Origin of the sequence: Streptococcus sp. KCJ4932 (genome assembly GCF_004352745.1) — a bacterium.
Lineage (GTDB): Bacteria > Bacillota > Bacilli > Lactobacillales > Streptococcaceae > Streptococcus > Streptococcus ruminicola.
On record NZ_SJWW01000019.1, the window covers coordinates 13,825 to 38,735 of the forward strand.

At 38.9% G+C, this 24,911-nt stretch carries 23 protein-coding genes and 2 riboswitches; of the genes, 19 read left to right on the forward strand and 4 right to left on the reverse strand.

The window, feature by feature from the left end; all coding sequences use genetic code 11:
* Nucleotides 1–29: 29 nt before the first annotated feature.
* From E0E02_RS08315 to ribE, 13 genes are all read left to right on the forward strand, one after another.
* On the forward strand, nucleotides 30–812 hold the full coding sequence (locus E0E02_RS08315; RefSeq protein ID WP_133018347.1) for a carbon-nitrogen family hydrolase: 783 nt from the start codon (nucleotides 30–32) through the stop codon (nucleotides 810–812).
* 13 nt (nucleotides 813–825) lie between these two features.
* The gene (locus E0E02_RS08320; protein WP_133018348.1) at nucleotides 826–2,004 is read left to right on the forward strand and encodes a pyridoxal phosphate-dependent aminotransferase; all 1,179 of its coding nucleotides are present in this window, start codon (nucleotides 826–828) and stop codon (nucleotides 2,002–2,004) included.
* A 112-nt stretch (nucleotides 2,005–2,116) separates the two neighbouring features.
* On the forward strand, nucleotides 2,117–3,139 hold the full coding sequence (argC, locus tag E0E02_RS08325; protein WP_133018349.1) for an N-acetyl-gamma-glutamyl-phosphate reductase: 1,023 nt from the start codon (nucleotides 2,117–2,119) through the stop codon (nucleotides 3,137–3,139).
* 19 nt (nucleotides 3,140–3,158) lie between these two features.
* On the forward strand, nucleotides 3,159–4,352 hold the full coding sequence (argJ, locus tag E0E02_RS08330) for a bifunctional ornithine acetyltransferase/N-acetylglutamate synthase (RefSeq protein WP_133018350.1): 1,194 nt from the start codon (nucleotides 3,159–3,161) through the stop codon (nucleotides 4,350–4,352).
* Nucleotides 4,353–4,364: 12 nt separating this feature from the next.
* Complete coding sequence (gene argB, locus E0E02_RS08335) at nucleotides 4,365–5,099, forward strand: acetylglutamate kinase (RefSeq protein ID WP_074559612.1); 735 nt, start codon at nucleotides 4,365–4,367, stop codon at nucleotides 5,097–5,099.
* An 18-nt stretch (nucleotides 5,100–5,117) separates the two neighbouring features.
* Nucleotides 5,118–6,248: an acetylornithine transaminase gene (locus E0E02_RS08340; protein ID WP_133018351.1), complete on the forward strand. Its 1,131-nt coding sequence runs from the start codon at nucleotides 5,118–5,120 to the stop codon at nucleotides 6,246–6,248.
* Between the two features lie 96 nt (nucleotides 6,249–6,344).
* Nucleotides 6,345–6,902, forward strand: coding sequence for an NAD(P)H-dependent oxidoreductase (locus E0E02_RS08345; protein WP_133018352.1), 558 nt, complete (start codon nucleotides 6,345–6,347; stop codon nucleotides 6,900–6,902).
* Nucleotides 6,903–7,099: 197 nt separating this feature from the next.
* Nucleotides 7,100–7,324: a helix-turn-helix transcriptional regulator gene (locus tag E0E02_RS08350; RefSeq protein ID WP_074601513.1), complete on the forward strand. Its 225-nt coding sequence runs from the start codon at nucleotides 7,100–7,102 to the stop codon at nucleotides 7,322–7,324.
* On the forward strand, nucleotides 7,324–8,088 hold the full coding sequence (locus E0E02_RS08355; protein WP_133018353.1) for a DUF3169 family protein: 765 nt from the start codon (nucleotides 7,324–7,326) through the stop codon (nucleotides 8,086–8,088). The genes E0E02_RS08350 and E0E02_RS08355 overlap by 1 nt, the downstream gene beginning before the upstream one ends.
* A gap of 53 nt (nucleotides 8,089–8,141) precedes the next feature.
* Nucleotides 8,142–8,396: riboswitch (FMN riboswitch) on the forward strand.
* Between the two features lie 219 nt (nucleotides 8,397–8,615).
* Nucleotides 8,616–9,671, forward strand: coding sequence for a bifunctional diaminohydroxyphosphoribosylaminopyrimidine deaminase/5-amino-6-(5-phosphoribosylamino)uracil reductase RibD (gene ribD / locus E0E02_RS08360; protein ID WP_133018354.1), 1,056 nt, complete (start codon nucleotides 8,616–8,618; stop codon nucleotides 9,669–9,671).
* Nucleotides 9,671–10,273 (forward strand): riboflavin synthase, encoded by a 603-nt coding sequence (locus E0E02_RS08365; protein ID WP_133018360.1) that lies wholly within the window; start codon nucleotides 9,671–9,673, stop codon nucleotides 10,271–10,273. Before ribD ends, E0E02_RS08365 begins: the two co-directional genes overlap by 1 nt.
* Nucleotides 10,274–11,452 (forward strand): GTP cyclohydrolase II, encoded by a 1,179-nt coding sequence (gene ribA, locus E0E02_RS08370; RefSeq protein ID WP_133018355.1) that lies wholly within the window; start codon nucleotides 10,274–10,276, stop codon nucleotides 11,450–11,452.
* An 11-nt stretch (nucleotides 11,453–11,463) separates the two neighbouring features.
* Entirely contained in the window at nucleotides 11,464–11,925 is a 462-nt protein-coding gene (ribE, locus tag E0E02_RS08375) for a 6,7-dimethyl-8-ribityllumazine synthase (protein ID WP_039697185.1), read from the forward strand.
* 62 nt (nucleotides 11,926–11,987) lie between these two features.
* On the opposite strand, the gene thiT is transcribed toward ribE, so the two are convergent.
* The 4 genes from thiT to nrdH form a co-directional block, all read right to left on the reverse strand.
* Nucleotides 11,988–12,554: an energy-coupled thiamine transporter ThiT gene (gene thiT / locus E0E02_RS08380; protein ID WP_039697184.1), complete on the reverse strand. Its 567-nt coding sequence runs from the start codon at nucleotides 12,552–12,554 to the stop codon at nucleotides 11,988–11,990.
* Between the two features lie 69 nt (nucleotides 12,555–12,623).
* Nucleotides 12,624–12,721, reverse strand: a riboswitch (TPP riboswitch).
* 69 nt (nucleotides 12,722–12,790) lie between these two features.
* A complete protein-coding gene (nrdF, locus tag E0E02_RS08385; RefSeq protein WP_133018356.1) occupies nucleotides 12,791–13,753 on the reverse strand; it encodes a class 1b ribonucleoside-diphosphate reductase subunit beta in 963 nt (320 codons plus the stop codon).
* Nucleotides 13,754–13,884: 131 nt separating this feature from the next.
* The gene (gene nrdE / locus E0E02_RS08390; protein ID WP_133018357.1) at nucleotides 13,885–16,044 is read right to left on the reverse strand and encodes a class 1b ribonucleoside-diphosphate reductase subunit alpha; all 2,160 of its coding nucleotides are present in this window, start codon (nucleotides 16,042–16,044) and stop codon (nucleotides 13,885–13,887) included.
* A 70-nt stretch (nucleotides 16,045–16,114) separates the two neighbouring features.
* Entirely contained in the window at nucleotides 16,115–16,342 is a 228-nt protein-coding gene (gene nrdH / locus E0E02_RS08395) for a glutaredoxin-like protein NrdH (RefSeq protein WP_043895000.1), read from the reverse strand.
* Between the two features lie 284 nt (nucleotides 16,343–16,626).
* On the opposite strand from nrdH, the gene acnA reads away from it, so the two are divergent.
* The 6 genes from acnA (at nucleotide 16,627) to ptsP (ending at nucleotide 24,716) form a co-directional block, all read left to right on the forward strand.
* Nucleotides 16,627–19,290 (forward strand): aconitate hydratase AcnA, encoded by a 2,664-nt coding sequence (gene acnA / locus E0E02_RS08400; protein WP_133018358.1) that lies wholly within the window; start codon nucleotides 16,627–16,629, stop codon nucleotides 19,288–19,290.
* Between the two features lie 3 nt (nucleotides 19,291–19,293).
* Complete coding sequence (locus E0E02_RS08405) at nucleotides 19,294–20,412, forward strand: citrate synthase (protein WP_039697180.1); 1,119 nt, start codon at nucleotides 19,294–19,296, stop codon at nucleotides 20,410–20,412.
* A gap of 29 nt (nucleotides 20,413–20,441) precedes the next feature.
* A complete protein-coding gene (icd, locus tag E0E02_RS08410) occupies nucleotides 20,442–21,617 on the forward strand; it encodes an NADP-dependent isocitrate dehydrogenase (protein WP_133018359.1) in 1,176 nt (391 codons plus the stop codon).
* A 77-nt stretch (nucleotides 21,618–21,694) separates the two neighbouring features.
* Complete coding sequence (locus E0E02_RS08415; protein WP_074625979.1) at nucleotides 21,695–22,495, forward strand: putative ABC transporter permease; 801 nt, start codon at nucleotides 21,695–21,697, stop codon at nucleotides 22,493–22,495.
* A 219-nt stretch (nucleotides 22,496–22,714) separates the two neighbouring features.
* The gene (locus tag E0E02_RS08420) at nucleotides 22,715–22,978 is read left to right on the forward strand and encodes a phosphocarrier protein HPr (protein WP_003064009.1); all 264 of its coding nucleotides are present in this window, start codon (nucleotides 22,715–22,717) and stop codon (nucleotides 22,976–22,978) included.
* Between the two features lie 4 nt (nucleotides 22,979–22,982).
* Nucleotides 22,983–24,716 (forward strand): phosphoenolpyruvate--protein phosphotransferase, encoded by a 1,734-nt coding sequence (gene ptsP, locus E0E02_RS08425; RefSeq protein ID WP_074559642.1) that lies wholly within the window; start codon nucleotides 22,983–22,985, stop codon nucleotides 24,714–24,716.
* Nucleotides 24,717–24,911: the final 195 nt, after the last annotated feature.

A 24,911-nucleotide genomic window follows, 5' to 3' on the forward strand; every position in this document is an offset into this window, starting at 1 on the left:
TTTCAACAAAAGATAGAATCGAGGAAATCATGAAAGTTTCACTAATTCAGATGGCTATTTACGAAGCTGAGCCGAAGAAAAACATTGAGAATGTCTTAGCTTGGTTAGAAAAAGCAGCGCTTGATGAGCCTGATGTGATTGTTTTGCCAGAAATGTGGAATACAGGTTATGCTTTGGAGCAAATAGCAGAGCTTGCTGATGAGAATGGTCAAGAAACCAAAAACTTGCTTGGAAAGTTTGCGAAGGATCACCAGGTTAATCTGGTGGCTGGTTCTGTGGCAACAAAAAAAGAAACTGGCTTTTTTAATACGACTTATGTTTTTAACCGATCTGGTCAGGTGATTGCTGATTATGATAAAGTTCATCTTTTTGGCTTGATGGGAGAAGATCGTTTTTTGCAGGCTGGGCATCGTGAAAGTACTTTTGAGCTTGATGGTGTCAAGGCAGCTAGTGTCATTTGCTATGATATTCGATTTCCGGAGTGGGTGAGAACCTTGATGTCAAGCGGAGCCAAGGTTTTATTTGTCGTAGCTGAGTGGCCGAAAGAGCGTGTCGAACAATGGGAAATTTTACTTCGTGCGCGTGCAGTTGAAAATCAAGCTTTTGTAGTGGCTGTCAACCGTGTTGGTCAAGGAGCGTTGGATGATTTTTCTGGGCATTCATTGGTTATTGACCCGCTAGGAAATGTTATTTTGCAAGCGCCAGATAATCAAGAAGGTGTTTTTTCGGTAGATATTGACTTATCAGAGGTTGAAAAAGTTCGTGGGCATATTCCTGTTTTTGCTGACCGAAAACCAGAGTTGTATCATTAAGGGGGGAGTTAGGATGTTTCCACAATCAGATATTTTACAAACATTGCCAAAACAATTTTTTGCTAGCCTTGTTGCTAAGGTCAATGCAAAAGTGGCTGAAGGTTATGATGTGATTAATCTTGGTCAAGGAAATCCTGATCAGCCGACATACGATTATATTGTTGATGCTTTGATTGAAGCTGCTAAGAATCCAGCATCCCATAAATATTCACAATTTCGTGGGAATGCAAATTTTAAAGAAGCGGCTAGTCAATTCTACAAGGAAAATTATCAGGTAAGTCTTGACAGTGAAAAGGAAATTTGTGTTCTTGGTGGTGCAAAGATTGGGTTGGTTGAGTTTCCTTTGGCAATGATGAATCCAGGAGACTTGCTATTGTTGCCAGACCCAGGTTATCCAGACTATCTTTCTAGTGTTGCATTAGGGAAAATCGAATATGAAACCTTCCCTTTGAAAGCTGAAAATAACTTCTTGCCAGACTTGTCAGCTATTCCAAAAGAAGTGGCAAAGCGTGCCAAATTTATCTACATCAATTACCCTAACAATCCTACCGGAGCTGTGGCAACGGCAGCATTTTATGAAGAATTGGTTGCTTGGGCGAAAAAATACGAGGTCGGTGTTGTTAGCGACTTTGCTTATGGGGCTTTGGGAGCAGACGGTTACCAAAATCCAAGTTTTTTATCAACACCTGGAGCAAAAGAAGTAGGTATTGAACTTTACACATTTTCGAAAACTTTTAACATGGCAGGTTGGCGTTTGGCATTTGCTGCAGGAAATGCTGAGATGATTGAAGCTCTTAATCTCCTACAAGATCACCTCTTTGTTAGTATTTTTCCGGCTATCCAAGATGCTGGCGCGGTTGCCCTTTTAGACAAACGTGCGAAAGCAGCAATCGCAGAACTTAATCACAAATATGATGAACGCCGTCACACTTTTGTTAAAGCAGCTGAAAAAATTGGTTGGCATGCTTTTGAATCAAAAGGTTCGTTTTATGCCTGGATGCCTGTTCCAAAAGGATACAACAGCGAAAGCTTTGCTGATTTACTTTTGAATGAAGCCCATGTTGCCGTTGCACCAGGAAAAGGTTTCGGACAAGCAGGAGATGGCTACGTCAGAATCGGACTCCTAGTTGAACCAGAACGCCTTGAAGAAGCCGTCGAGCGAATTAGCAAACTGAAATTATTTGAAAAATAATGAAAGTACGAATGAAAATTCGTGCTTTTTTTATGTTTTATGCAAAAAACACTTGACTTATGAATAAATATACTATAAAATTGAATACATATTTATTCAAGGAGTGTATATTATGAGAGTGTCGATTGTTGGTATCACTGGATACAGTGGTCTAGAATTAGTTAAATTATTGAATAATCATAAAAAAGTAACGATTGCTTCGATTCATGCAACTAAGGAAATCGGTCGACGATTATCAGACTTATACCCTTACTTAGTTGGTGTCTGTGACTTGGTTATCGAAGAATTTGATGCCGAGAAAATCATGGCAAAATCAGACTTGGTATTCTTTGCTACACCAAGTGGGGTCGCAAGCAAGTTGGCACAGCCTTTTGTGGAAGCTGATTTTCCAGTGATAGATTTGTCAGGGGACCATCGCTTGCCAGCCTATCTTTATGAAAAATGGTATAAAAAAACACCGGCAAGTGATGATGTTCTGAATAAATTTACATATTCTTTAGCTGAATTCACAGATGTTAAGGATAAGAAATTTATTTCAAACCCAGGGTGTTATGCGACAGCAACAGAACTAGCTTTGATCCCTTTGCTAAAAGCAGGTGTGGTTGAAGAAGATTCAATCATCGTTGATGCTAAAAGTGGTTTGACAGGTGCTGGTAAGGCACTTTCTGAATCAAGTCATTTTGTTAATGTGCATGATAATTACGTGACTTACAAGTTGAATCGTCACCAGCACATTCCAGAAATTGTGCAAGAGTTGAAGTTGTTCGATGACAAGGTTAATCACATTCAATTTTCAACATCACTTTTGCCAGTTAATCGCGGTATCATGTCAACGGTTTATGTTAAGTTGAAAAAGCCACTAACAAATGCAAATCTTTTTGCTATCTATGAAGATTCTTACAAAGATACGCCTTTTGTTCGTGTGCAAGATGATTTACCAGAATTGCACAATGTTATTGGCTCAAACTTTACAGATATTGGTTTCCTCTACAATGAGGTCACAAATGTCTTAACCATCGTTTCAGTTATTGACAATTTGATTAAAGGAGCGGCTGGGCAGGCTGTCCAGAACCTCAACTTGATGAATGGTTGGGATGAAACAGAAGGATTATTGATTTCACCAAATTATTTATAGTCTAGAAAGGGTATGAAATATGAAAGTTATTGAAGGTAATGTAGCAAGCCCACTTGGATTTTCAGCAGATGGATTACATGCAGGGTTTAAGAAAAGAAAACTTGATTTTGGTTGGATTGTATCTGAAGTGCCAGCTAGCGTTGCTGGGGTTTATACGACAAATAAAGTTATTGCAGCGCCACTAATTGTGACACGTCAGTCTGTTAAAAAAGCACAAAAAATGAAAGCCATCGTGGTTAACTCAGGTGTTGCCAATTCTTGTACAGGTGTGCAAGGAATGGAAGATGCTTATACAATGCAAAAATGGACAGCAGAAAAACTTGGTGTAGAACCTGATTTGGTCGGTGTCGCTTCAACTGGTGTGATTGGTGATTTGTTGCCAATGGATACTCTTAAAACAGGTCTTTCTAAACTTGTGGTGAATGGGAATTCAGATGATTTTTCAAAAGCTATTTTGACAACAGATACTATGGTTAAAACTGTTGCAGTTACGGAAAAATTCGGTCGTGATGAAGTTACCATGGCAGGTGTGGCAAAAGGTTCTGGTATGATTCACCCTAACATGGCAACCATGCTAGCTTTCATCACTTGTGATGCTAATATTTCAAGTGAAACTTTGCAACTAGCTCTTAGCCAAAATGTTGAAACGACATTTAACCAAATCACCGTTGATGGTGATACGTCAACAAATGATATGGTTCTTGTTATGTCAAATGGTTGCACTTTGAACGAAGAAATTTTGCCAAATACGCCTGAGTTTGATAAATTCTCAGCCATGCTTAATTACGTGATGCAAGAATTGGCTAAAATGATTGCCAAAGACGGTGAAGGCGCAAGCAAACTCATTGAAGTGAATGTTAAAAATGCTCCAAACGCTCTTGATGCACGCATGATGGCTAAAAGTGTTGTTGGTTCAAGCCTTGTGAAGACAGCGATTTTTGGTGAAGACCCTAACTGGGGACGTATTTTAGCGGCTGTCGGTTATGCAGGTGTTGATGTCCCTGTAGATAACATTGATATTTATTTAGGTGATGTTCCAGTTATGCTAAAATCAAGTCCCGTTGAATTTGAAGCAGAAGAAATGCAAGATGTCATGCACGAAGATGAGATTACCATCACTGTTGATTTGCATGCGGGTGAGGCGCAAGGAAAAGCTTGGGGTTGTGATTTGTCATACGATTACGTGAAAATCAATGCCCTCTATCGTACATAAAGGGATAAGATTATGAAAGATACAATTGTGATTAAAATTGGTGGCGTTGCTAGCCAAAACTTGTCGCAAGACTTTTTAGCACAAGTCAAAAAATGGAAAGATGCCCATAAAAATTTGGTCATTGTGCATGGTGGCGGCTATGCTATTAATAAATTAATGGAAGATAACCAAGTACCAGTTAAAAAAATCAATGGTCTTCGTGTAACCAGTCAATCTGATATGAAGTTGGTCAGCTATGCTCTTCTTCACATGGTTGGTGAAAATTTGACTAAAAAACTAAACCAATCATCTATTGATAGTATTCAGTTGCTATCAAATATCAAAAGAGTGGTGACAGCTGATTTTCTTGATAAGGAAACTTATGGTTACGTTGGTGATGTCTCACATATTCAGACACCGATTTTGGAGCAAATGCTTGATAATCAAATGTTGCCAGTACTTGCTTCAATTGGTTATTCAAAAGAAGGCGATATGCTCAACATCAACGCTGATTATTTAGCAACAGCGGTTGCGATTGCCTTGAATGCTGAAAAATTGGTTTTGATGACAGATGTGAAAGGTGTTTTGGAAAATGGTGAAGTGCTTGATAGCCTGACTTCGAAAGAATTTCAAGAAAAGATCGATCAAGGCATTATCACTGGCGGTATGATTCCAAAAATTGAGTCAGCAGTGAACACTGTTTTAGCAGGTGTTGGTGAAGTATTGATTGGCGACAATCTTGTAACAGGAACTTCAATCATTTGCTAGGGATAAGGGGAGCAAGTAATGACAAAGTTATTTCAAAATTATAAACGCGCAGCTATTGAATTTGTTAAGGCGCAAGGAAATTATCTGTTTGATCAAGATGGTAAAAAATACCTTGATTTCTCAACAGGAATTGGGGTAACCAACCTTGGTTTTCACCCACAAGTTAAGGCAGCTCTTCTAAAACAAGCAGAAGAAATCTGGCATATGCCTAACTTGTATCATAATTCTTTGCAAGAAGAAGTGGCTGGTAAATTAATCGGTGACAAAGACTACCTGGCTTTCTTTGCTAATAGCGGTGCGGAAGCAAATGAAGCAGCCATTAAAATCGCTCGTAAATCCACTGGTAAGCAAGAAATTATTACCTTTGTCAATTCTTTCCACGGTCGTACCTTTGGTTCCATGTCAGCGACTGGTCAAGATAAAATCAAGACTGGTTTTGGTGATGGTGTGCCACATTTCAGCTACGCTACTTACAACGATTTGGACAGCGTTAAAGCTTTGGTAACGGAAGATACGGCAGCTGTCATGTTAGAATTAGTTCAAGGAGAATCAGGTGTTCGTCCAGCTGACAAAGCCTTTGTGACAGCTTTGAGTCAATTCTGTCAAGAAACAGGAATTTTACTGATTGTTGATGAAGTCCAAACTGGTATGGGACGTACTGGTAAGCTCTTCTCATTTGAGCATTATGGAATTGAACCAGATATTTTCACCTTGGCTAAAGGTCTTGGAAATGGTGTTCCCGTTGGTGCCATGATTGCCAAAGAAAAACTTGGTTCAGCCTTTTCATACGGTAGTCACGGTTCAACTTTCGGTGGTAATAAATTAGTCATGTCAGCAGCCTCAAGCGTACTGGATATTATTCTGGCTGACGGTTTCTTACCACAAGTACTTGAAAATGGTAATTATTTGCAAACGGAACTGAAAAAAGTCTTGGCTGACAATCCTAAAGTGACTGACGTTCGCGGTCTTGGCTACATGATTGGGATTGAAACCAGTGAAAACCTAGCGGTCTTGGTTGAAAAAGCGCGTGACAAAGGTTTGATTGTGTTGACAGCAGGAACCAATGTCATTCGTCTCTTGCCACCATTAACCTTGACAAAAGAAGAAATCGACCAAGGTGTAGCCATTTTGGCAGATGTTTTTGCATAAAACCTAAGAAGCTGGACAGTTTGTTTCAGCTTTTTTTTAGGTTGACAAATTGTGTGTAATTGTATAGAATTTTCTAATAATAGAAGAGGTGAAAAAATGGCTAAAAAAGTTCTTGTTGTTTCAGGACACCCTGATTTGAAAAATGATTCTTTGGCAAATAAAACCATTTTAAAAGAAATTAAAAAGCTCTATCCAGAAGTTGAATTGGATATTTTGAGCAATTTGTATCCTGATTATCAGATTGATGTGGCTGCTGAGCAAGATAAGCTCCGTTGGGCAGATGTCATTGTTTTCCAATACCCGCTTTATTGGTACATGACCCCATCTTTGATGAATAAATGGATTGAAAAAGTTTTTGTGCATGGTTTTTCTCACGGGTCAAATGGCAATGCCTTGAAAGATAAATACTTGATTGCATCTTTGACAACTGGTGCAGGAGAAGCAGCTTATAGCGCTGAATCTGGTACAACGATCGAAGACCTTTTAGCACCAATTCGTTTGACAGCTAAATTGACGCAGCTTAACTTTGTTGGTCATGTTGTCACACATGGTGTGTCTTATTCACTGCGTGAGGATGCTGACAAAACCCAAGAAATGATTGCAAAATCTCAAGTACATGCTAAAAAACTGGTAGAAATGATTGAAAGTTTGTAGGAAATAAGGCTCGGTTTTATTAACCGGGTCTTTTTTTGACAAAAATCATGTTCTTTTTGACAATTATTTTTATATTTTTGACAAATATCCTTGTCATTTTTAGAAGGTAGTGCTATAATCAATTCATCAAAGGGAAAAGGAGAATAAGACTTGGTAGGAAAATTAAACTCAAAAAGTAATTGTTATCGATTACTAGGATGGAGGAAAATTTGGTATTAAAAAATCGTCTGAAAGAATTACGTGCGCGTGATGGTTTGAATCAGACACAGTTAGCCAAATTGGCGAAAGTTTCTAGACAAACGATTAGTCTTTTGGAACGTAATGAGTATACGCCGTCGGTGATTATCGCTTTGCGCATTGCAAAAATCTTTAATGAACCTGTCGAAAATGTTTTTAGTCTTGATGAAGAGGGAGAAGAATAATGAATAAGACAAAACAATTAACAACAAAACAACGTGTTTTATTTTATCTAGGAATTGTTACTGTTAGTGCTCTTGTCGGAGGAGTAACTGGTGCTTTAGGACTTGGTCTTGGTGATAAGGTTTTAACGTTTAATTTTGATATTTTTATGACTTTTGTCTACATACTGACTGCTATGTCAATTCTCGTGACATTATGGTTTATGTACCAAGCGAATCATTATCAAAATCGTTATGAGGCTATGGACGAAGATGTTGAAGAAGAAAGCTATGAGGTTTATCGCAAGACATTTAAAAATTTAGGATTTGCAACAACTTTTTACAATGTCTCAGTAGCACTTATTCTCTTTTCAATAGGAGTTGCTGTTTGTGATTTTCATACTAGAATTGTTAATGATTCAGCGTTCAAAATTACAGCATATGCAATTGAATTTACCTTTTTTATTCTTTTATTTGTACTTCAAATAGCGATATTTAAATTAACTCAAAAAATTCGTCACTACAAATTATCAGCTTTTCCGACTATTAAAGAAGTAAAAGAATTTGCTTATTCTTATGATGAAGGTGAACTTCAAGCAAATTATGAGCAAACTTTCTTGATTGTTTTCAATCTTAATCAGTATTTACCATTTGTTTATGCTATCTTGTGTGTGTTAGCAGTCGTGAGTTCGCTCGATGTTACCTCAGGTTTGGTAGTAACAACAGGAATTTATATCTATATCAACCTTGCTAACATTCGCTTTGTGAATAAATATTTTAGAAAATAATAAAAATGATTGACAGCACTTCTAATTCGTGCTAATCTAAAACAGAATTGAATAGTTTTCTTCGGGGCAGGGTGAGATTCCCGACCGACGGTGATATTGTCTCCTTGATTGCTATTTGCTTTTATTCGTTGTTGACACCTCTTGCCTAACACCAGTTATGTCTGCGAGGCTGCCGCCTAAACTAAAAGCAAATCATCAATCAACTTTGTTTGGTTTGATATCCAAGCGAGATAGTTAAGTCCGTGAGCGCAAGCTGATCTGGTGCAATTCCAGAACCGACAGTATAGTCTGGATGAGAGAAGAATTGATAGAGTGTCAAAAGGCAAGCTCTTGCTTTTTGGAATACTTTTTTACTTGTCTTTAATTCCCCGTGGTGTAAGCTGCGGGGATTTTAGTTTAGTAACTTCGTGGCATTGTCAGAATTTTTTGATAATACTTCAAGTGTTATCCCGATGAAAATAACTAGCTAGGCCATTCTAGTTTAGTGATTTTTATCGGGATTTTTTAGTCTAGAAAGGAGGACGATTATGGATAATTATTATATGTCGCAGGCAATTGCAGAAGCTAAAAAAGGTTTTCGTCAAACTTATACCAATCCTTTAGTTGGTGCGGTGATTGTCAAAGACGATCATGTGATTGCTCGTGGTGCGCATTTGCAGTATGGTCATGAGCATGCTGAAAAGAATGCTATTTTACATTGTCAAACTCCTGAAGAACTAGTCGATTCAACACTTTATGTAACATTGGAACCTTGTCATCACAGGGGAAAACAGCCCCCCTGTACCCAAGCGATTCTAGCAGCTGGCATTAAAAAGGTGGTGGTTGGTCAACTTGATCCCAATCCTTTGGTGGCTGGGAAAGGGCTAGCTTTCTTGAAAGAAGAAGGCATCGAAGTGGTGACTGGTGTTTTAGAAGAAGAGGCTAGAGGCCTTAATCCTCACTATAATTTTTACTACGAACACCAGCGACCTTACGTGGTTTTAAAACAAGCGGTTAGCTTAGATGGAAAAATAGCGGTGCTTGGTAAACGCACAGCTTTGACGGATGCTGAAACTAATCGTTTCGTTCATGATGAACGCGATGATTATCAGGCTATTTTGGTTGGTGCTGACACAGTCTTGATTGATAACCCGCGTTTACTGGGAGCGGGGACAAGTTTGTACCCTATTGTTCGTGTGATTTTGGATGAAGCTGGTCGTGTTTTTGAGAGACGAGATTTGCAGATTTTTATGGATGACTCAGCTCCAGTTCTCATTTTTAGCAAGCGTAAGGTCACAGATTTACCTAGTCATGTGAAGGTGATTGATTTGCCTGGGTTTTCGGTTGCAAATATCCTGCAGGTGCTTTATGACGAAAAGATTCAATCGGTTTATGTTGAGGGAGGAGCGGCTGTTCATGATGCTTTTTTAGATAGCAGACTTTGGGATGAAATCATTTCTTATGTGACGCCTAAGATTATTGGGGGAAATGGCAAAGCAGCAATGTCAAGTTTCCGTTTGGTAGAAGAAGTGTTAGAGTTGCAAGATTTTTCATGCCAAAAGATTGGAAATACAATCAGATTGTCAGCCAAAAGGAGAGTATGATGTTTACGGGATTAATTCAAGAACAAGGACGTATTAGTCGGATTGTCAAACACCAGCACACGATTAAATTAACTTGCAAAGCTTCACGAAAATTGTTAGCAGATTACAAAATCGGTGACAGTATGGCCATTAATGGCGTGTGCCTTACCTGTGTGGCTAAATCAGGTGATTTATTTACTGTTGATGTCATGCCAGAAACCTTTAGACGGACAATTTTTTCAGAAAGTCGTGTGGGTGATTTGGTTAATTTAGAACTGGCCATGTCAGCCAATGCGCGTTTTGAAGGGCACCTTGTGACGGGGCACGTAGATGGTGTGGCAACTCTTGTCCAAAAAAAGAGCGATGAAGCTGCTCTGGTACTCAGCTTTGCTTTTCCAAAAGAACTTGAAGGGCAAATCGTTGGGCAGGGGTCAATCGCAGTCAATGGGGTTAGCCTAACGGTGGTGTCGGTTAAGTCGGGACAATTTAGTGTGTCACTAATCCCGCATACGGCAAAAGAAACTAACTTGGCTAGTCTTAAAAAAGGCGACAAGGTCAATATTGAGACTGATATTTTAGCAAAATACATGCAGGCACAAGTGGCAAGGATGAAAGGAGAATAAATGTTTAAGGATGTTGAAAAGGCTCTTTTTGACTTGAGAGCAGGAAAATTAATTATCGTGGTCGATGATGATGACCGCGAAGCTGAAGGGGACTTAGTTGGTCTGGCAGAATTGGCAAGCCCAGAAAATGTGAATTTTATGACCAAGCACGCGCGTGGCTTGATTTGTGCACCAGTATCTGAGGAGATTGCTAATCGTTTGGAGCTTGTTCCAATGTCAGAAGAAAATACGGATGCACATGGCACAGCTTTTACCATTAGCGTAGACCACAAAGAAACTTCAACAGGGATTTCAGCTTTTGACCGCGCTAAGACTATTCAAGAATTGGCGTCGGTAAGTAGTAAAGCAAGTGATTTTCACAGACCTGGTCACATGTTTCCATTGGTGGGAAGAAGCGGTGGCGTTCTAGAGCGCCGTGGGCATACGGAAGCTAGTCTTGATTTGGCACGCCTTTCAGGTGGTAAAGAGGCAGCTTACATTTGTGAGATTTTAAAAGATGATGGCACGATGGCTCGTAAAGCTGATTTACATGATTTTGCTAGCAAGTGGAATTTGACCATGATTGAAGTTGGTGATATCGCCCGCTATGTGAGCTTTCAAGATAGTCCCAAGGTAAAGTTGCCATCAAGTTATGGTGACTTTGACCTTCAGTTATTTGAAGATGAAGAAAAGCGCGAGCACGTTCTTTTATCAAAAGGAGATTTAACGACAGATGAACCGCTTTTACTGCGTTTGCATTCCGAGTGCTTAACTGGTGATATTTTTGGGTCTTTGCGTTGTGATTGCGGGGAACAGTTGCATGCTGCTATGGAAAAAATTGACCAAGTTGGTCGCGGAGCTATTTTGTACCTTCGTCAAGAAGGGCGAGGCATCGGTTTAAAAAATAAACTAAAGGCTTATCAGTTGCAAGAAGAAGGTTTGGACACTTATGAGGCAAATCTTGAGCTTGGCTTTGCTCCAGATGAGCGTGATTACCAGATTGCAGCGGATATTTTGAGCTTTTTGGATATCAAGCAGGTAAAACTTTTGACTAATAATCCTGATAAGTTAGAGCAGCTTGAAATGGCGGGCATAGATATTGTGGAGCGTTTGCCCTTGCAAATGCCAGCCCACCAGGAGAATCGCGCTTACTTGCAAACTAAACAAGAAAAATTTCATCATTTATTACACATCGTATAAGGAGAATAATCATGACAACATTTGAAGGAAAATTTATCGGAAAAGACTTAAAGATTGCTATCGTAGTTGCACGTTTTAATGAATTTATCACCTCAAAACTATTGGGTGGTGCCGTGGACGGTCTAGTTAGAAATGAGGTGGCTGAGGATGATATCGATGTTTATTGGGTCCCAGGCGCTTTTGAAATTCCGTTTATGACGAAAAAAATCGTTGCCAGCGGTAAATACGACGGTGTTATCACACTCGGTAGTGTCATTCGTGGGTCAACAAGTCACTACGATTTGGTTTGTAATGAAGTAGCTAAAGGGGTTGGGCAAATCAATCTTTCTAGCGATATTCCAGTTATGTTTGGTGTGATTACCACTGAGGATATCGAGCAAGCTATCGAACGTTCTGGTTCAAAAGCAGGTAATAAAGGTAGCGAATGCGCCCAAGGTGTCCTTGAAATGATTAATTTGGCAAAACAAATGTAATGAAAAAAAGCTAAGACGATTTGTCTTAGCTTTTTTGGTGTTAAGCTTAGAGGTTTAAAGGATTATTTTTTTACTAAAAACATTTTTCCTTGTGTTGGGATGATGATAGCAAGTGCTAAAATAACGAAGACTAGGGTTAACAGTCCAGCTGTACCATTGACACTGAGTGAATAAAGGTAAGGTGACATGCCTTTTGGTGCGTAGCTTCCCCAGAAGATAAAACCAGCGACATAGTGCCAGAAGTAGCGGACAAAAACAGCAAGTGTGGCACCGATAGTAGAGTAAATCAGAGCACGTCCTTTATTGTCTTTAGAAAGAGCATTTTGAAATGGTGCAGATAAAAATCCAGCCAAGCCCATTGAGATAAAGGCGATGATGTATTCGATGATAACTTGTGACAAAGCTAAGTACCAAACTTTACCTAAAATAAAGTGAAGTAAGCCCCAGATAAGACCAGCTAGAGTTCCGTATTTGGGACCGCGACGTAGGGCAAAAAGGACGACTGGCACCGCACCGAATGAAGGGGTGAACCAGCTAGCAAAATCTGGAATATAAGATAAAGCCATAGCAAAAGCAGCAACCAATGCAGTCTCAATTAAAGCAGACAATTGAGAATTCTTCGACGACATAAAAAAGCTCCTTCTAACACAAAGGAGCTTTTTCTGATAATATGTTCAATGCTATTTTAATCACGTTTAAAAAAGTCATATCACAATCCCTACGCTCGTCCTAACGAGATCAGGTTATCAGGATTTCGCAAATGCGATCTCAGCCGATGGCACTCCTTTGTGAATTCAATTTGTATATAGTCTAGCATGAAAGAAAGTTTCTTGTCAAGCTAGTTTGGGATAATTTTTTGAAAATTCTAATCAAGTCCATAATTGTAATCATCATCTTGCATAGCTTCAACAGAACCAAGAAGATATCCGTTCCCGACCTGACTAAAGAAATCATGGTTAGAAGTCCCTGTTGAAATGCCATTCATAACGATTGGGTTGACATCATTAGCGGTATCAGGGAAAAGCGGGTCTTGCCCTAAGTTCATGAGAGCTTTGTTGGCGTTATAACGTAAGAAAGTCAGAACTTCCTCAGTCCAGCCAACTTGGTCATAAAGTGTTTTGGTGTAATTTTCTTCATTTTCATAGAGTTGATAAAGTAAGTCATACATCCAATCACGCAGGTTATCTTGCTCTTTATCAGATAATTCATTGAAACCAAGTTGGAATTTATAGCCAATGTAAGTTCCGTGGACAGATTCATCGCGGATGATTAGCTTGATAATTTCAGCGACATTTGCCAATTTATTGTTGCCAAGATAATAAAGAGGAGTGAAAAATCCAGAGTAGAAGAGGAAAGTTTCAAGGAAAGTTGAGGCAACTTTCTTTTGCAGCGCAGTGCCATTTTCATAAATATCATTGATAATTTTGGCTTTTTTCTGTAAGTATTCGTTGTTGTTCGTCCATTCAAAGATTTCTTCGATTTCTGATTTTGTGTTAAGTGTTGAAAAAATGGAAGAGTATGATTTGGCGTGGACAGATTCCATAAATTGGATATTGTTGAGGACGGCTTCTTCGTGAGGTGTTCTGACATCTGCACGAATAGCTTCAACACCAGATTCTGATTGCATGGTGTCAAGAAGAGTCAAGCCACCAAATACTTTACCCACCAATTCTTTTTCTTGGTCAGAAAACTTGCGCCAATCATCGAGGTCATTTGACAGCGGGATGCGCGTATCAAGCCAGAATTGTTCGGTCAACTTTTCCCAAGTTGACTTGTCAATCACATCCTCAATCTCATTCCAGTTAATGGCTTTATAATATGTTGTCATGTTTTTTGATTTCTCCTAAGAGTAGTTGTAAGAAAGCCAACCAAAAGACCGGCATTTCAAATAGTGATTCAAGTTATGTTTTTTATCCTGTTTGGGTCGTAACGCCTACAGAGATAAAACAAAGTGTTCAGTTAAATCACACAGCTTTCGCATTGGTTTGAGCCAACTTCTTCACCGTCATCTGTAAAGGTGCGGATGTAATAGATTGATTTGAGCCCTTTATTGAAAGCATAGTGACGTAAGATAGAAAGGTCACGGGTAGTTTGCTTGCTTTGCGTTTTCCATTCGTAGAGTCCTTCTGGAATGTCACTGCGCAAGAACAATGTGAGTGATAATCCTTGATCGACGTGTTCAGTAGCTGCAGCATAAACATCAATCACTTTTCGCATATCCATATCATAAGCAGACGTGTAGTAAGGAATTGTATCTGTCGACAAACCAGCAGCAGGGTAGTAAATCTTACCGATCTTCTTTTCTTGACGTTCTTCAATACGTTGCGTAATTGGATGAAGTGACGCAGAAACATCATTGATATAAGAAATAGAACCATTTGGAGCAACTGCTAAACGATTTTGGTGATAGAGCCCGTCTGCTATGATAGCATCACGAAGCTCAGCCCAATCTTTACCACTAGGGATAAAATGATCTGCAAAAAGTTCTTTCACGCGGTCAGATTTTGGTACAAATTCACCTGTGATGTATTTATCAAAGTAGCTGCCATCAGCGTAGCTTGATTTTTCAAAGCCTACAAATGTCTGCTTGCGTTCACGAGCAATCTGGTTAGACTCGACTAATGTCCAGTAATTGAGCAACATGAAATAGGTGGTTGTAAATTCAATAGATTCCGGACTTCCATAGTGAATATGGTTTTGAGCTAGGTAGGTGTGAAGTCCCATAGCACCAAGTCCAAAGGTATGAGCTTGTTCATTACCATGCTTGATTGTTGGCACAGCTTCAATTGATGACGTGTCTGATACGAAAGTTAAGGCACGTGTCATGGCTTTGATAGAACGACCAAAATCAGGGGAAGTCATCATATTAACCACATTGGTTGAACCAAGGTTACATGAAATATCTGTTCCCATTTTGACAAATTCTTGGGCGTCGTTGATAATACTTGGCTTTTGAACTTGAAGAACTTCAGAGCATAGATTTGACATGATGATTTTGCCATCGATTGGATTCGTGCGGTTAGCGGTGTCAATGTTAATCACGTAGGGATAACCAGACTCTTGTTGGAGTTTTGAAATTTCAGTTTCCAAATCACGCGCTTTAATTTTGGTTTTGACAATGTTTGGATTAGCGACCATTTTGTCGTACTCAGCTGTAATATCGACATAACTGTATGGCACACCGTACTCACGCTCGACACTATAGGGACTAAAGAGATACATGTCTTCGTTTTTACGAGCTAATTCGTAAAATTTATCTGGGATGGTGATCCCAAGCGAAAGGGTTTTGACGCGCACTTTTTCGTCAGCATTTTCCTTTTTAGTTGATAAAAATGCCATGATATCTGGGTGGAAAACATCGAGATAAACAGCACCAGCACCTTGACGTTGACCAAGTTGATTTGAGTATGAAAAACTATCTTCAAAGAGTTTCATCACTGGGACAACACCGGACGCTGCGCCTTCGTAGCCTTTGATTGGCGCACCAGCTTCACGCAAGTTTGACAAGCTGATACCGACCCCGCCCCCGATACGTGACAATTGCAGGGCTGAATTGATAGAACGTCCGATAGCATTCATATCATCTGTCACAGAAATCAAGAAACACGATACAAATTCACCGCGTCGACTTCGTCCAGCGTTCAAAAAAGAAGGAGTGGCTGGTTGGTAACGTTGATTAATCATCTCAAGTGCTAAATCCTGCGCCAGCTCTTCATTTCCATCAGCAAAATAAAGGGCATTAAAGAGCACACGGTCTTCGATACTCTCAAGATATTGGCTGCCGTCATTTGTCTTTAAAGCATACTGTTGGTAGAACTTGTAAGCTGCCATGAAAGATTTGAAGCGAAACTTGTGAGACTGCAAGTCTTTAGACAAGTTTTCAATAAAGTCTGGTGAGTATTTACCGATGAATTCAGCTTCGATGTAATCATTGGCAATTAGATAGTCAATTTTTTCAGTGATGCTTTCAAATGTCATGGTGTTTGGAATGACATTTTCAAGAAAGAAAGCTTTAAGAGCTTCTTTATCTTTATTTAACGGGATTTGACCGTTTACTGGACGGTTGATTTCATTATTAAGGCGAAAGTAAGAGACTTCGCCAAGATTTTTAAGACTCATAAATAAAGTAAGTTACCTAGTTCATAGATTGAGTAAGGTAATTCCTTTCTAATTCAAGATGGAAGAGTAGTTAAATAATTTCTTTTAGTTTATTTGGTTGAAATCCTGAAAAGGCAATTTCGCCAGCTTTGATAACTGGAGCGGCTGTAAAACCAAGACTTTTAACGTAATCAATCATATCTGGACGTTCATCCATGTTAATTTCTTGGAAATCAGCGCCCGCTTTTTCTAAAAGTTTTTTAGTCATTTTGCATTGCATGCAATTATTTTTTGAAAAAAGTGTAATTTTATTAGCCATTAGGCTTTCCTCCATAAATCGTTATCTTTTTTTAATTCAATGTTTAATTAGAATAGCCAAAATATACCAAAAAAGCAACCAAAAAGGCTTACAAAAACACCATATGTAGTGGTTGATGGTTGCAATCGGTACAAAATGTAGTGATATCAAGGCTTGACAGCTTTTTAATTTTTAAGTAACATATCATGTTAGGAAAGCTGACACATACCTGTAAATTAATGTTGACAAAATTTTCTGAATTTTGTATAATTAAAAACAATATCATTATAATCGGGGGTCCGTACATGACAGAGTTCTTATCTAAATTTTCTTTCAAAGAGAATGACTATTCTTACCTTAATCTTGAAGAAGCCGTTTCTCATTATGGAGGAAATATCAAAAGAATCCCTTACACTATTCGTATATTACTTGAAAGTTTACTCAGAAAGTATGATGGAGTAGATGTTACAAAAAGTCACATTGAAAATTTAGCAACTTACAATCCTAAAAACATCCAAGGCGAAGTACCATTCAAACCAAGTCGTGTTATCCTACAAGATTTCACTGGTGTACCAGTTGTTGTCGACCTTGCATCAATGCGTGATGCCATCGTTTCAAATGGTGGTGATGCAGATTTAATCAACCCTGAAATTCCAGTTGATTTGGTTATTGACCACAGTGTCCAAGTTGATTTCTTTGGCTGTGATACAGCTTTAGAAGATAACATTAATATGGAATTTAAACGTAACAATGAGCGTTACGAATTTTTGAAATGGGCTGAAAAATCATTCGATAATTACCGTGCTGTTCCACCAGCAACAGGGATTATCCACCAAGTTAATATTGAGTATTTGAGTGATGTTGTCATTGAAAAAGATGGCATGCTTTATCCTGATTCAATGTTTGGTACTGATAGTCACACCACAATGATCAATGGTATTGGTGTGCTTGGTTGGGGTGTCGGAGGTATCGAAGCAGAAGCAGCTATGCTTGGTGAAGCTTCATTCTTCCCAATTCCAGAAGTTATCGGTGTACGTTTGACAGGTAAATTGCCTAAGATTGCGACTGCAACTGACTTGGCACTTAAAGTGACACAAGTCCTTCGTCAAGAAAAAGTTGTCGGCAAATTCGTTGAGTACTTTGGTGATGGTCTTTCAAATCTTAGCCTTGCCGAGCGTGCAACTATCGCTAATATGGCTCCTGAATACGGGGCAACATGTGGTTATTTCCCAATCGATGATGAAACGCTTAACTACATGCGTTTGACAAACCGTGATGAAGACCACATTGCATTGACAAAAGAATATGCTAAACGTAACAATCTTTTCTATGATCCAGAGCATCAAGCTGAATACACTAAAGTTGTTGAGATTGATTTGTCTACCATCTCACCAAGTATCTCTGGACCAAAACGTCCACAAGATTTGATTGATTTGACACAAGCCAAACAAACTTTCCAAGAAAGCTTGACACGCGAAGCAGGTGTTCAAGGATTTGGTTTGACAGCAGATGAGATTAATAAAACAGCGACTGTTCACTTTGAGGACCAAGATGTGGAAATCAAGACTGGACATGTGGCAATTGCAGCTATCACATCATGTACGAATACTTCAAATCCTTACGTGCTCATGTCAGCTGGTTTGCTTGCCAAAAATGCTGTTGAACGTGGTTTACGCGTGGCTCCAACAGTCAAAACATCACTTGCCCCTGGTTCAAAAGTGGTGACAGGTTATCTTCGCAACTCTGGTTTGCAAACTTACCTAGATACACTTGGCTTTAACATTGTCGGTTACGGTTGTACAACATGTATCGGTAACTCAGGTAGCCTTCGTCCAGAAGTAGCTGAAGCAATTACTGATACTGATTTGTTAGCGTCAGCTGTTTTGTCAGGTAACCGTAACTTTGAAGGACGTGTTAATCCACTCGTCAAAGCAAACTTCCTTGCTAGCCCACCACTTGTTGTAGCTTATGCGCTCGCTGGAAATACTAACATTGACTTGACAACAGAACCACTTGGTTTTGATCAAAATAATGAACCAGTCTACCTTAAAGACATCATGCCAACAAATGACGAAGTGGCAAAATACGTTGACCAATTTGTCACACGTGAATTGTTCGAACATGAGTATGAGCATGTTTTCACTGATAGTGAAAAATGGAACCAAATTCCAACAGAAGAAAGTAAAATCTATCATTGGAATGAAGCCTCAACCTACATCCAAAACCCACCATACTTTGATAACTTGGGTGATGATTTGGCAATCAAACCACTTAAAAAACTTAAACCATTAGCTAAATTTGGCGATAGTGTCACAACTGACCACATCTCACCAGCAGGAAACATCGCTAAAAACAGTCCAGCTGCTAAATATTTGACAGAACATGGTGTTGATTACCTTGATTTCAACTCATATGGTAGCCGCCGTGGTAACCACGAAGTCATGATGCGCGGGACATTTGCCAACATTCGTATTCAAAACCAATTAGCTGACGGTAAAATTGGTGGTTATACAAAATACAATGGCGAATTGATGCCAATTTACGATGCAGCCATGCATTATAAAGAAGATAAGGTTGATACTTTGGTCATTGCTGGTAAAGACTATGGTATGGGATCAAGTCGTGACTGGGCTGCCAAAGGGTCAAACCTTCTTGGAGTTAAAGCTGTTCTTGCTGAGAGCTTTGAACGTATTCACCGTTCAAACCTTGTCATGATGGGTGTTTTACCATTGCAATTCTTAGAAGGTGATACAGCTGAAAGTCTTGGATTAACAGGTTACGAAACATACGATATTAACCTTTCAGAAAATCCTGGTATTCACGATATTGTAGATGTGATTGCGCGTGATGATTCAGGTGAAAAACACTTTAAAGCCATGGTCCGTTTTGATGCGGATGCTGACATCCGATACTACAAAAATGGCGGAATTCTACCAATGGTTGTTAGAAAGAAATTAGGGGGTGCTTAATATATGACAGGATCAAGCGGATTAAAAGATTTAATCGCCTGTAATACCCGTATTAGTTCGATTATTAATGATAATTTATCTTATGCAGGTTATAATATTTCAGAATTAATGGACAATGATGCTAGTTTTGAAGAAGTGATTTACCTTCTTTGGAACCTTCATTTGCCAAATAAAACAGAACTTGATGATTTTGTAAAATTACTTCGTGATAACTATGAAATTAGTGATGCTGTTGTGCAATGCATCATGATTCAATCACGTAATCACTTGCATCCAATGAGTGTTCTTCGTTCAACAGTTAGCTTGCTAGGTGTTTACAACGTTAATGCGGAAGATAACTCAGAAGAAGCAACTTACGAACAATCCATTCAATTAATGGCTAAAATGCCAACAATTATTGCAACCTTTGCACGTTTGCGTGAAGGAAAAACACCTGTGGCACCACGTAAAGATTTGTGTTTTGCAGCCAATTTCCTCTATATGTTAAATGGTGAAGAACCAACTGATTTGCAAGTTAAAGCTCTTAATCGTGCTTTGGTACTACATGCTGACCACGAATTAAATGCCTCAACATTTGCTGCACGTGTTTGTGCTTCAACACTAGCAGACATTTATTCTTGTGTGACAACGGCTATTGGTACTCTTAAAGGTCCTCTTCACGGTGGTGCTAATGAACGTGTTTTTGACATGTTAACTGAAATTCGTGAAATGGGTGATACAAAAGCTTACCTTAAAGAAAAACTTGATTCACAAGAAAAAATCATGGGATTTGGTCACCGTGTTTATAAAACACAAGACCCTCGTGAAAAATACCTTCGTGAAATGGCGCAAGCTTTGACAGAAGGGACTGAAAACGAAATTTGGTTTAACTTGTCTTGTGAAATTGAACAATACATGAAACACACCAAAGGTTTGATTCCAAACGTCGATTTTTATTCAGCGACGGTTTATCATGTGCTTGGTATTGATAGTTCAATCTTTACCTTGATTTTTGCAATGAGTCGTGTGGCTGGTTGGATTGCTCACATTCAAGAACAACAAAAACACAATAAATTGATTCGTCCACGTTCACGCTACAAAGGTGAACTTGGTTTGAAATATGTTCCACTTGAAGATCGTTAAGAAACATTACGAAAGGAAAATAGGAAATTATGGCAGATAAAATCACTTTAGAAAATGGCCAATTGGTCGTTTCTAATCATCCAATTATCCCTTTTATTGAAGGGGATGGTGTTGGACGTGACATTTGGAAAAATGCGCGTGCTGTCTTTGATGCCGCTGTTGAAAAAGCTTATCAAGGTCAGAAAAAAGTAGAATGGCATGAGCTTTTAGCTGGTAAAAAAGCGCACGAAGCGACTGGCGAATGGTTGCCAGCCGAAACACTTGATACCATCAAAGAAGATTTGATCGCTATCAAAGGACCACTTGAAACTCCAGTTGGTGGTGGGATTCGTTCGCTAAATGTTACACTTCGCCAAGAATTGGATTTGTATGCTTGTGTTCGCCCAGTTCGCCATTTCAAAGGAATTGAAAGCCCGCTTAAAGAACCAGAAAAAACAAGTATTACGATTTTCCGTGAAAATACAGAAGATATTTACGCAGGAATTGAGTGGGAAGCTGGCACAGCAGAAGTGAAAAAAGTCATTGAGTTCTTGCAAAATGAAATGTCTGTCAACAAGATTCGTTTTCCTGAATCAAGTAGTATTGGTATCAAGCCGATTTCAAAAGAAGGTAGTGAACGACTTATTCGTTCAGCTATTGAATACGCCCTTGCTAATCAGTTAACAAACGTAACTATTGTTCATAAAGGAAATATCCAAAAATTCACTGAAGGTGGTTTCCGCAAATGGGGTTACGAACTTGCAGAACGTGAATACGCTGATGAATTAGCAAGTGGAAAATTGGTTATGAATGACATCATTGCTGATAATTTCTTACAACAAATTCTGCTAAATCCTGAAAAATTTGATGTCGTAGCTTTAACAAACCTTAATGGTGACTATGCGAGCGATGCTCTTGCTGCTCAAGTTGGTGGAATTGGTATCTCACCAGGTGCTAATATCAACTACGTAACTGGACATGCAATCTTTGAAGCAACTCACGGAACAGCTCCTGATATTGCTGGAAAAGACATTGCTAATCCATGCTCTGTTCTTTTATCAGGTTGCATGCTATTTGACTATATCGGATGGACAGAAGTTGCAAGTTTGATTTCTCAAGCCATTGAAACAACTTTTGCTAAAGGTCAATTCACAGCAGATTTAGCACAAGGAAAAGCTGCTTGCTCAACAAGTGAATTTGCAGCTAAACTCATTGAAAATATGTAAAAGCTCGCCTAGAACAAGTCTTGTTCTAGGTTTTTTGCTATAATGAGAATAGTTTGAAATTTAGAGGTTGACGTTTTATGGGCTATTCTATAACGGATATTATTTTTCTATTTTTTATTTATTCATTTATCGGTTGGTTATGGGAAACCATTTATTGCTCCATTCGTGATAAAAAGTTTGCTTATCGTGGTTTCTTAGCTGGACCTTATTGTCCAGTTTATGGCTTTGCAGTGACGACGGTTTTAATCGGGACAAAACCATTTCAAGATAATCTTTTAGGGCTCTTTATCGGTGGAATGGTCATTGCGACCGTTTTTGAATTCCTTGCTGGTTGGTTTTTGGAGAACTTCTTTCATATGAAACTTTGGGATTACAGCGATTTATTTGGTAATGTTAAAGGCTGGATTGCTCCTGAAATTTCACTTTTTTGGGGAGTTAGTATTTTGATACTTGTTAAATTTGTCCAGCCGACCGTCATGGCTATTATCGATCGTTTGAATGGCTGGTTTGCCCTAGCGATTGTTTCTATCATGACAGCGGATTTGATTTGGACAGTTATGGATACTGTGAAATTCCAACAAGCAGCTGCAACGGTTGAAAAATATGTTCGCTCGGAACAGGAAAGATTGCTTCGATCTGTTAAAACAGAATTTGACGACTGGACTAAACAAAGAGAAGCTTTCAGTAAACGTTTGGAGAAATTTAGACTTCAGCTAAATGAGAATTTAAAAGTTAAGGGTGTTCAGCCATTTCGTTTTAATCAACGTCGTATGTTGCGAAACTATAAAAATCTTAGCTTGACAACAGCACCATTCTTTAATGAAATTCGTAAACAAACAGCAGCCCTAAAAAAGAAAAAAGCTGAAAAGAAAGATTAATCAATAAATGGAAGCGAGTTCAACTTGTTTCTATTTATTTTTGAAAAAAACAGGTAATTTTACAGCCTGAAAGTGCCGTTTTTCCTTAATTTTTCAAAAAAGAAGGCGCATACAAGGTGTGTAACTATTGAAATAAAAAAGCGTTTATGCTATAATCATAGCTTGTAAGGGTTATCATAAGGTAATCCGAAAAAACACAAATAAAAGGAGAACCATAATATGGCTTCAAAAGATTTTCACATTGTTGCAGAAACAGGTATTCACGCACGTCCAGCTACTTTGCTTGTTCAAACAGCTAGCAAATTCGCTTCAGACATCACTCTTGACTACAAAGGTAAAGCAGTAAACCTTAAATCAATCATGGGTGTTATGAGTCTTGGTGTTGGTCAAGGTGCTGACGTAACTATCTCTGCTGAAGGTGCTGACGCTGATGACGCACTTGCAGCAATCGAAGAAACAATGACAAAAGAAGGATTGGCTTAAGAAAATGACAGAAATGCTTAAAGGAATTGCCGCATCTGATGGTGTTGCTGTTGCTAAAGCGTATCTACTCGTTCAACCTGATTTGTCATTTGAAACTGTTACAGTTGAAGATACAAGTGCAGAGGAAGCTCGCCTAGATGCCGCATTGAAAGCATCACAAGACGAGCTTTCTATTATACGTGAAAAAGCAGTAGAAACACTTGGCGAAGAAGCAGCTGCCGTATTTGACGCACATTTAATGGTTCTTGCTGACCCAGAAATGATCAGCCAAATTAAAGAAACTATTCGTGCAAAACAAACTAACGCAGAAGCAGGACTTAAAGAAGTGACTGACATGTTCATCACTATCTTTGAAGGAATGGAAGATAACCCATACATGCAAGAACGTGCCGCAGATATCCGCGACGTTGCTAAACGTGTATTGGCTCACCTTCTTGGTGCTAAACTTCCAAACCCTGCTACAATTGATGAAGAATCAATCGTTATTGCACACGATTTGACACCTTCTGATACTGCCCAATTGAACAAACAATTTGTTAAAGCCTTTGTTACAAACATTGGTGGACGTACAAGTCACTCAGCTATCATGGCTCGTACACTTGAAATTGCCGCTGTTCTTGGAACAAACGATATCACTAGCCGTGTTAAAGATGGCGATATCGTTGCTGTAAACGGTATCACTGGTGAAGTGATCATCAACCCAACAGATGAACAAGTTGCTGAATTTAAAGCTGCTGGTGAAGCATATGCTAAACAAAAAGCTGAATGGGCTCTTCTTAAAGATGCTAAAACAGTAACAGCAGATGGTAAACACTTCGAATTGGCAGCTAACATTGGTACACCTAAAGACGTTGAAGGTGTTAATGCTAATGGTGCAGAAGCAGTTGGTCTTTACCGTACAGAATTCTTGTACATGGATTCACAAGACTTCCCAACTGAAGATGAACAATATGAAGCATACAAGGCTGTTCTTGAAGGCATGAATGGTAAACCAGTTGTGGTTCGTACAATGGATATCGGTGGGGATAAAGAACTTCCTTACTTCGACCTTCCAAAAGAAATGAACCCATTCCTTGGATTCCGTGCACTTCGTATTTCTATCTCAGAAACAGGAAATGCAATGTTCCGTACACAAATCCGTGCACTTCTTCGTGCATCTGTACACGGACAACTTCGTATCATGTTCCCAATGGTTGCTCTTCTTAAAGAATTCCGTGCTGCTAAAGCAATCTTTGATGAAGAAAAAGCAAACCTTAAAGCTGAAGGTGTTGCCGTTTCAGATGATATCCAAGTTGGTATCATGATTGAAATCCCAGCTGCAGCTATGCTTGCTGACCAATTTGCGAAAGAAGTTGACTTCTTCTCAATCGGAACAAACGACCTTATCCAATACACAATGGCTGCTGACCGTATGAACGAACAAGTTTCATACCTTTACCAACCATATAACCCATCAATCCTTCGTTTGATTAACAACGTTATCAAAGCAGCTCACGCTGAAGGTAAATGGGCTGGTATGTGTGGTGAAATGGCTGGTGACCAAAAAGCTGTTCCACTTCTTGTCGGAATGGGACTTGACGAGTTCTCTATGTCAGCTACATCAATTCTTCGTACACGTAGCTTGATGAAGAAACTTGACACTGCTAAAATGCAAGAATACGCTAACCGCGCTCTTACAGAATGCTCAACAATGGAAGAAGTTCTTGAGCTTAGCAAAGAATATGTTAATGTTGACTAATTAACATGAGAAAGCTTTTAACGTAATGTTAAAAGCTTTTTTTGATGTTAAAAATCAGGAAATCCTAATTGAATTCATTTGAAATGTTACTGTTTTTTCTAATGAAAAAATATACAATTATCGAATAAAATAAAAAGTTATTCAATTGAAAAAATTCACTAAATTCTGATATTACAAGCACATAGAGGTATTACA

What these genes read in the sequence shown, in the direction of transcription:
- E0E02_RS08315 (WP_133018347.1), top strand. Translation starts at nt 30, where the DNA reads ATGAAAGTTTCACTAATTCAGATGGCTATTTACGAAGCTGAGCCGAAG.
- E0E02_RS08320 (WP_133018348.1), top strand. Translation starts at nt 826, where the DNA reads ATGTTTCCACAATCAGATATTTTACAAACATTGCCAAAACAATTTTTT.
- argC (WP_133018349.1), top strand. Translation starts at nt 2,117, where the DNA reads ATGAGAGTGTCGATTGTTGGTATCACTGGATACAGTGGTCTAGAATTA.
- argJ (WP_133018350.1), top strand. Translation starts at nt 3,159, where the DNA reads ATGAAAGTTATTGAAGGTAATGTAGCAAGCCCACTTGGATTTTCAGCA.
- argB (WP_074559612.1), top strand. Translation starts at nt 4,365, where the DNA reads ATGAAAGATACAATTGTGATTAAAATTGGTGGCGTTGCTAGCCAAAAC.
- E0E02_RS08340 (WP_133018351.1), top strand. Translation starts at nt 5,118, where the DNA reads ATGACAAAGTTATTTCAAAATTATAAACGCGCAGCTATTGAATTTGTT.
- E0E02_RS08345 (WP_133018352.1), top strand. Translation starts at nt 6,345, where the DNA reads ATGGCTAAAAAAGTTCTTGTTGTTTCAGGACACCCTGATTTGAAAAAT.
- E0E02_RS08350 (WP_074601513.1), top strand. Translation starts at nt 7,100, where the DNA reads ATGGAGGAAAATTTGGTATTAAAAAATCGTCTGAAAGAATTACGTGCG.
- E0E02_RS08355 (WP_133018353.1), top strand. Translation starts at nt 7,324, where the DNA reads ATGAATAAGACAAAACAATTAACAACAAAACAACGTGTTTTATTTTAT.
- ribD (WP_133018354.1), top strand. Translation starts at nt 8,616, where the DNA reads ATGGATAATTATTATATGTCGCAGGCAATTGCAGAAGCTAAAAAAGGT.
- E0E02_RS08365 (WP_133018360.1), top strand. Translation starts at nt 9,671, where the DNA reads ATGTTTACGGGATTAATTCAAGAACAAGGACGTATTAGTCGGATTGTC.
- ribA (WP_133018355.1), top strand. Translation starts at nt 10,274, where the DNA reads ATGTTTAAGGATGTTGAAAAGGCTCTTTTTGACTTGAGAGCAGGAAAA.
- ribE (WP_039697185.1), top strand. Translation starts at nt 11,464, where the DNA reads ATGACAACATTTGAAGGAAAATTTATCGGAAAAGACTTAAAGATTGCT.
- thiT (WP_039697184.1), bottom strand. Translation starts at nt 12,554, where the DNA reads ATGTCGTCGAAGAATTCTCAATTGTCTGCTTTAATTGAGACTGCATTG.
- nrdF (WP_133018356.1), bottom strand. Translation starts at nt 13,753, where the DNA reads ATGACAACATATTATAAAGCCATTAACTGGAATGAGATTGAGGATGTG.
- nrdE (WP_133018357.1), bottom strand. Translation starts at nt 16,044, where the DNA reads ATGAGTCTTAAAAATCTTGGCGAAGTCTCTTACTTTCGCCTTAATAAT.
- nrdH (WP_043895000.1), bottom strand. Translation starts at nt 16,342, where the DNA reads ATGGCTAATAAAATTACACTTTTTTCAAAAAATAATTGCATGCAATGC.
- acnA (WP_133018358.1), top strand. Translation starts at nt 16,627, where the DNA reads ATGACAGAGTTCTTATCTAAATTTTCTTTCAAAGAGAATGACTATTCT.
- E0E02_RS08405 (WP_039697180.1), top strand. Translation starts at nt 19,294, where the DNA reads ATGACAGGATCAAGCGGATTAAAAGATTTAATCGCCTGTAATACCCGT.
- icd (WP_133018359.1), top strand. Translation starts at nt 20,442, where the DNA reads ATGGCAGATAAAATCACTTTAGAAAATGGCCAATTGGTCGTTTCTAAT.
- E0E02_RS08415 (WP_074625979.1), top strand. Translation starts at nt 21,695, where the DNA reads ATGGGCTATTCTATAACGGATATTATTTTTCTATTTTTTATTTATTCA.
- E0E02_RS08420 (WP_003064009.1), top strand. Translation starts at nt 22,715, where the DNA reads ATGGCTTCAAAAGATTTTCACATTGTTGCAGAAACAGGTATTCACGCA.
- ptsP (WP_074559642.1), top strand. Translation starts at nt 22,983, where the DNA reads ATGACAGAAATGCTTAAAGGAATTGCCGCATCTGATGGTGTTGCTGTT.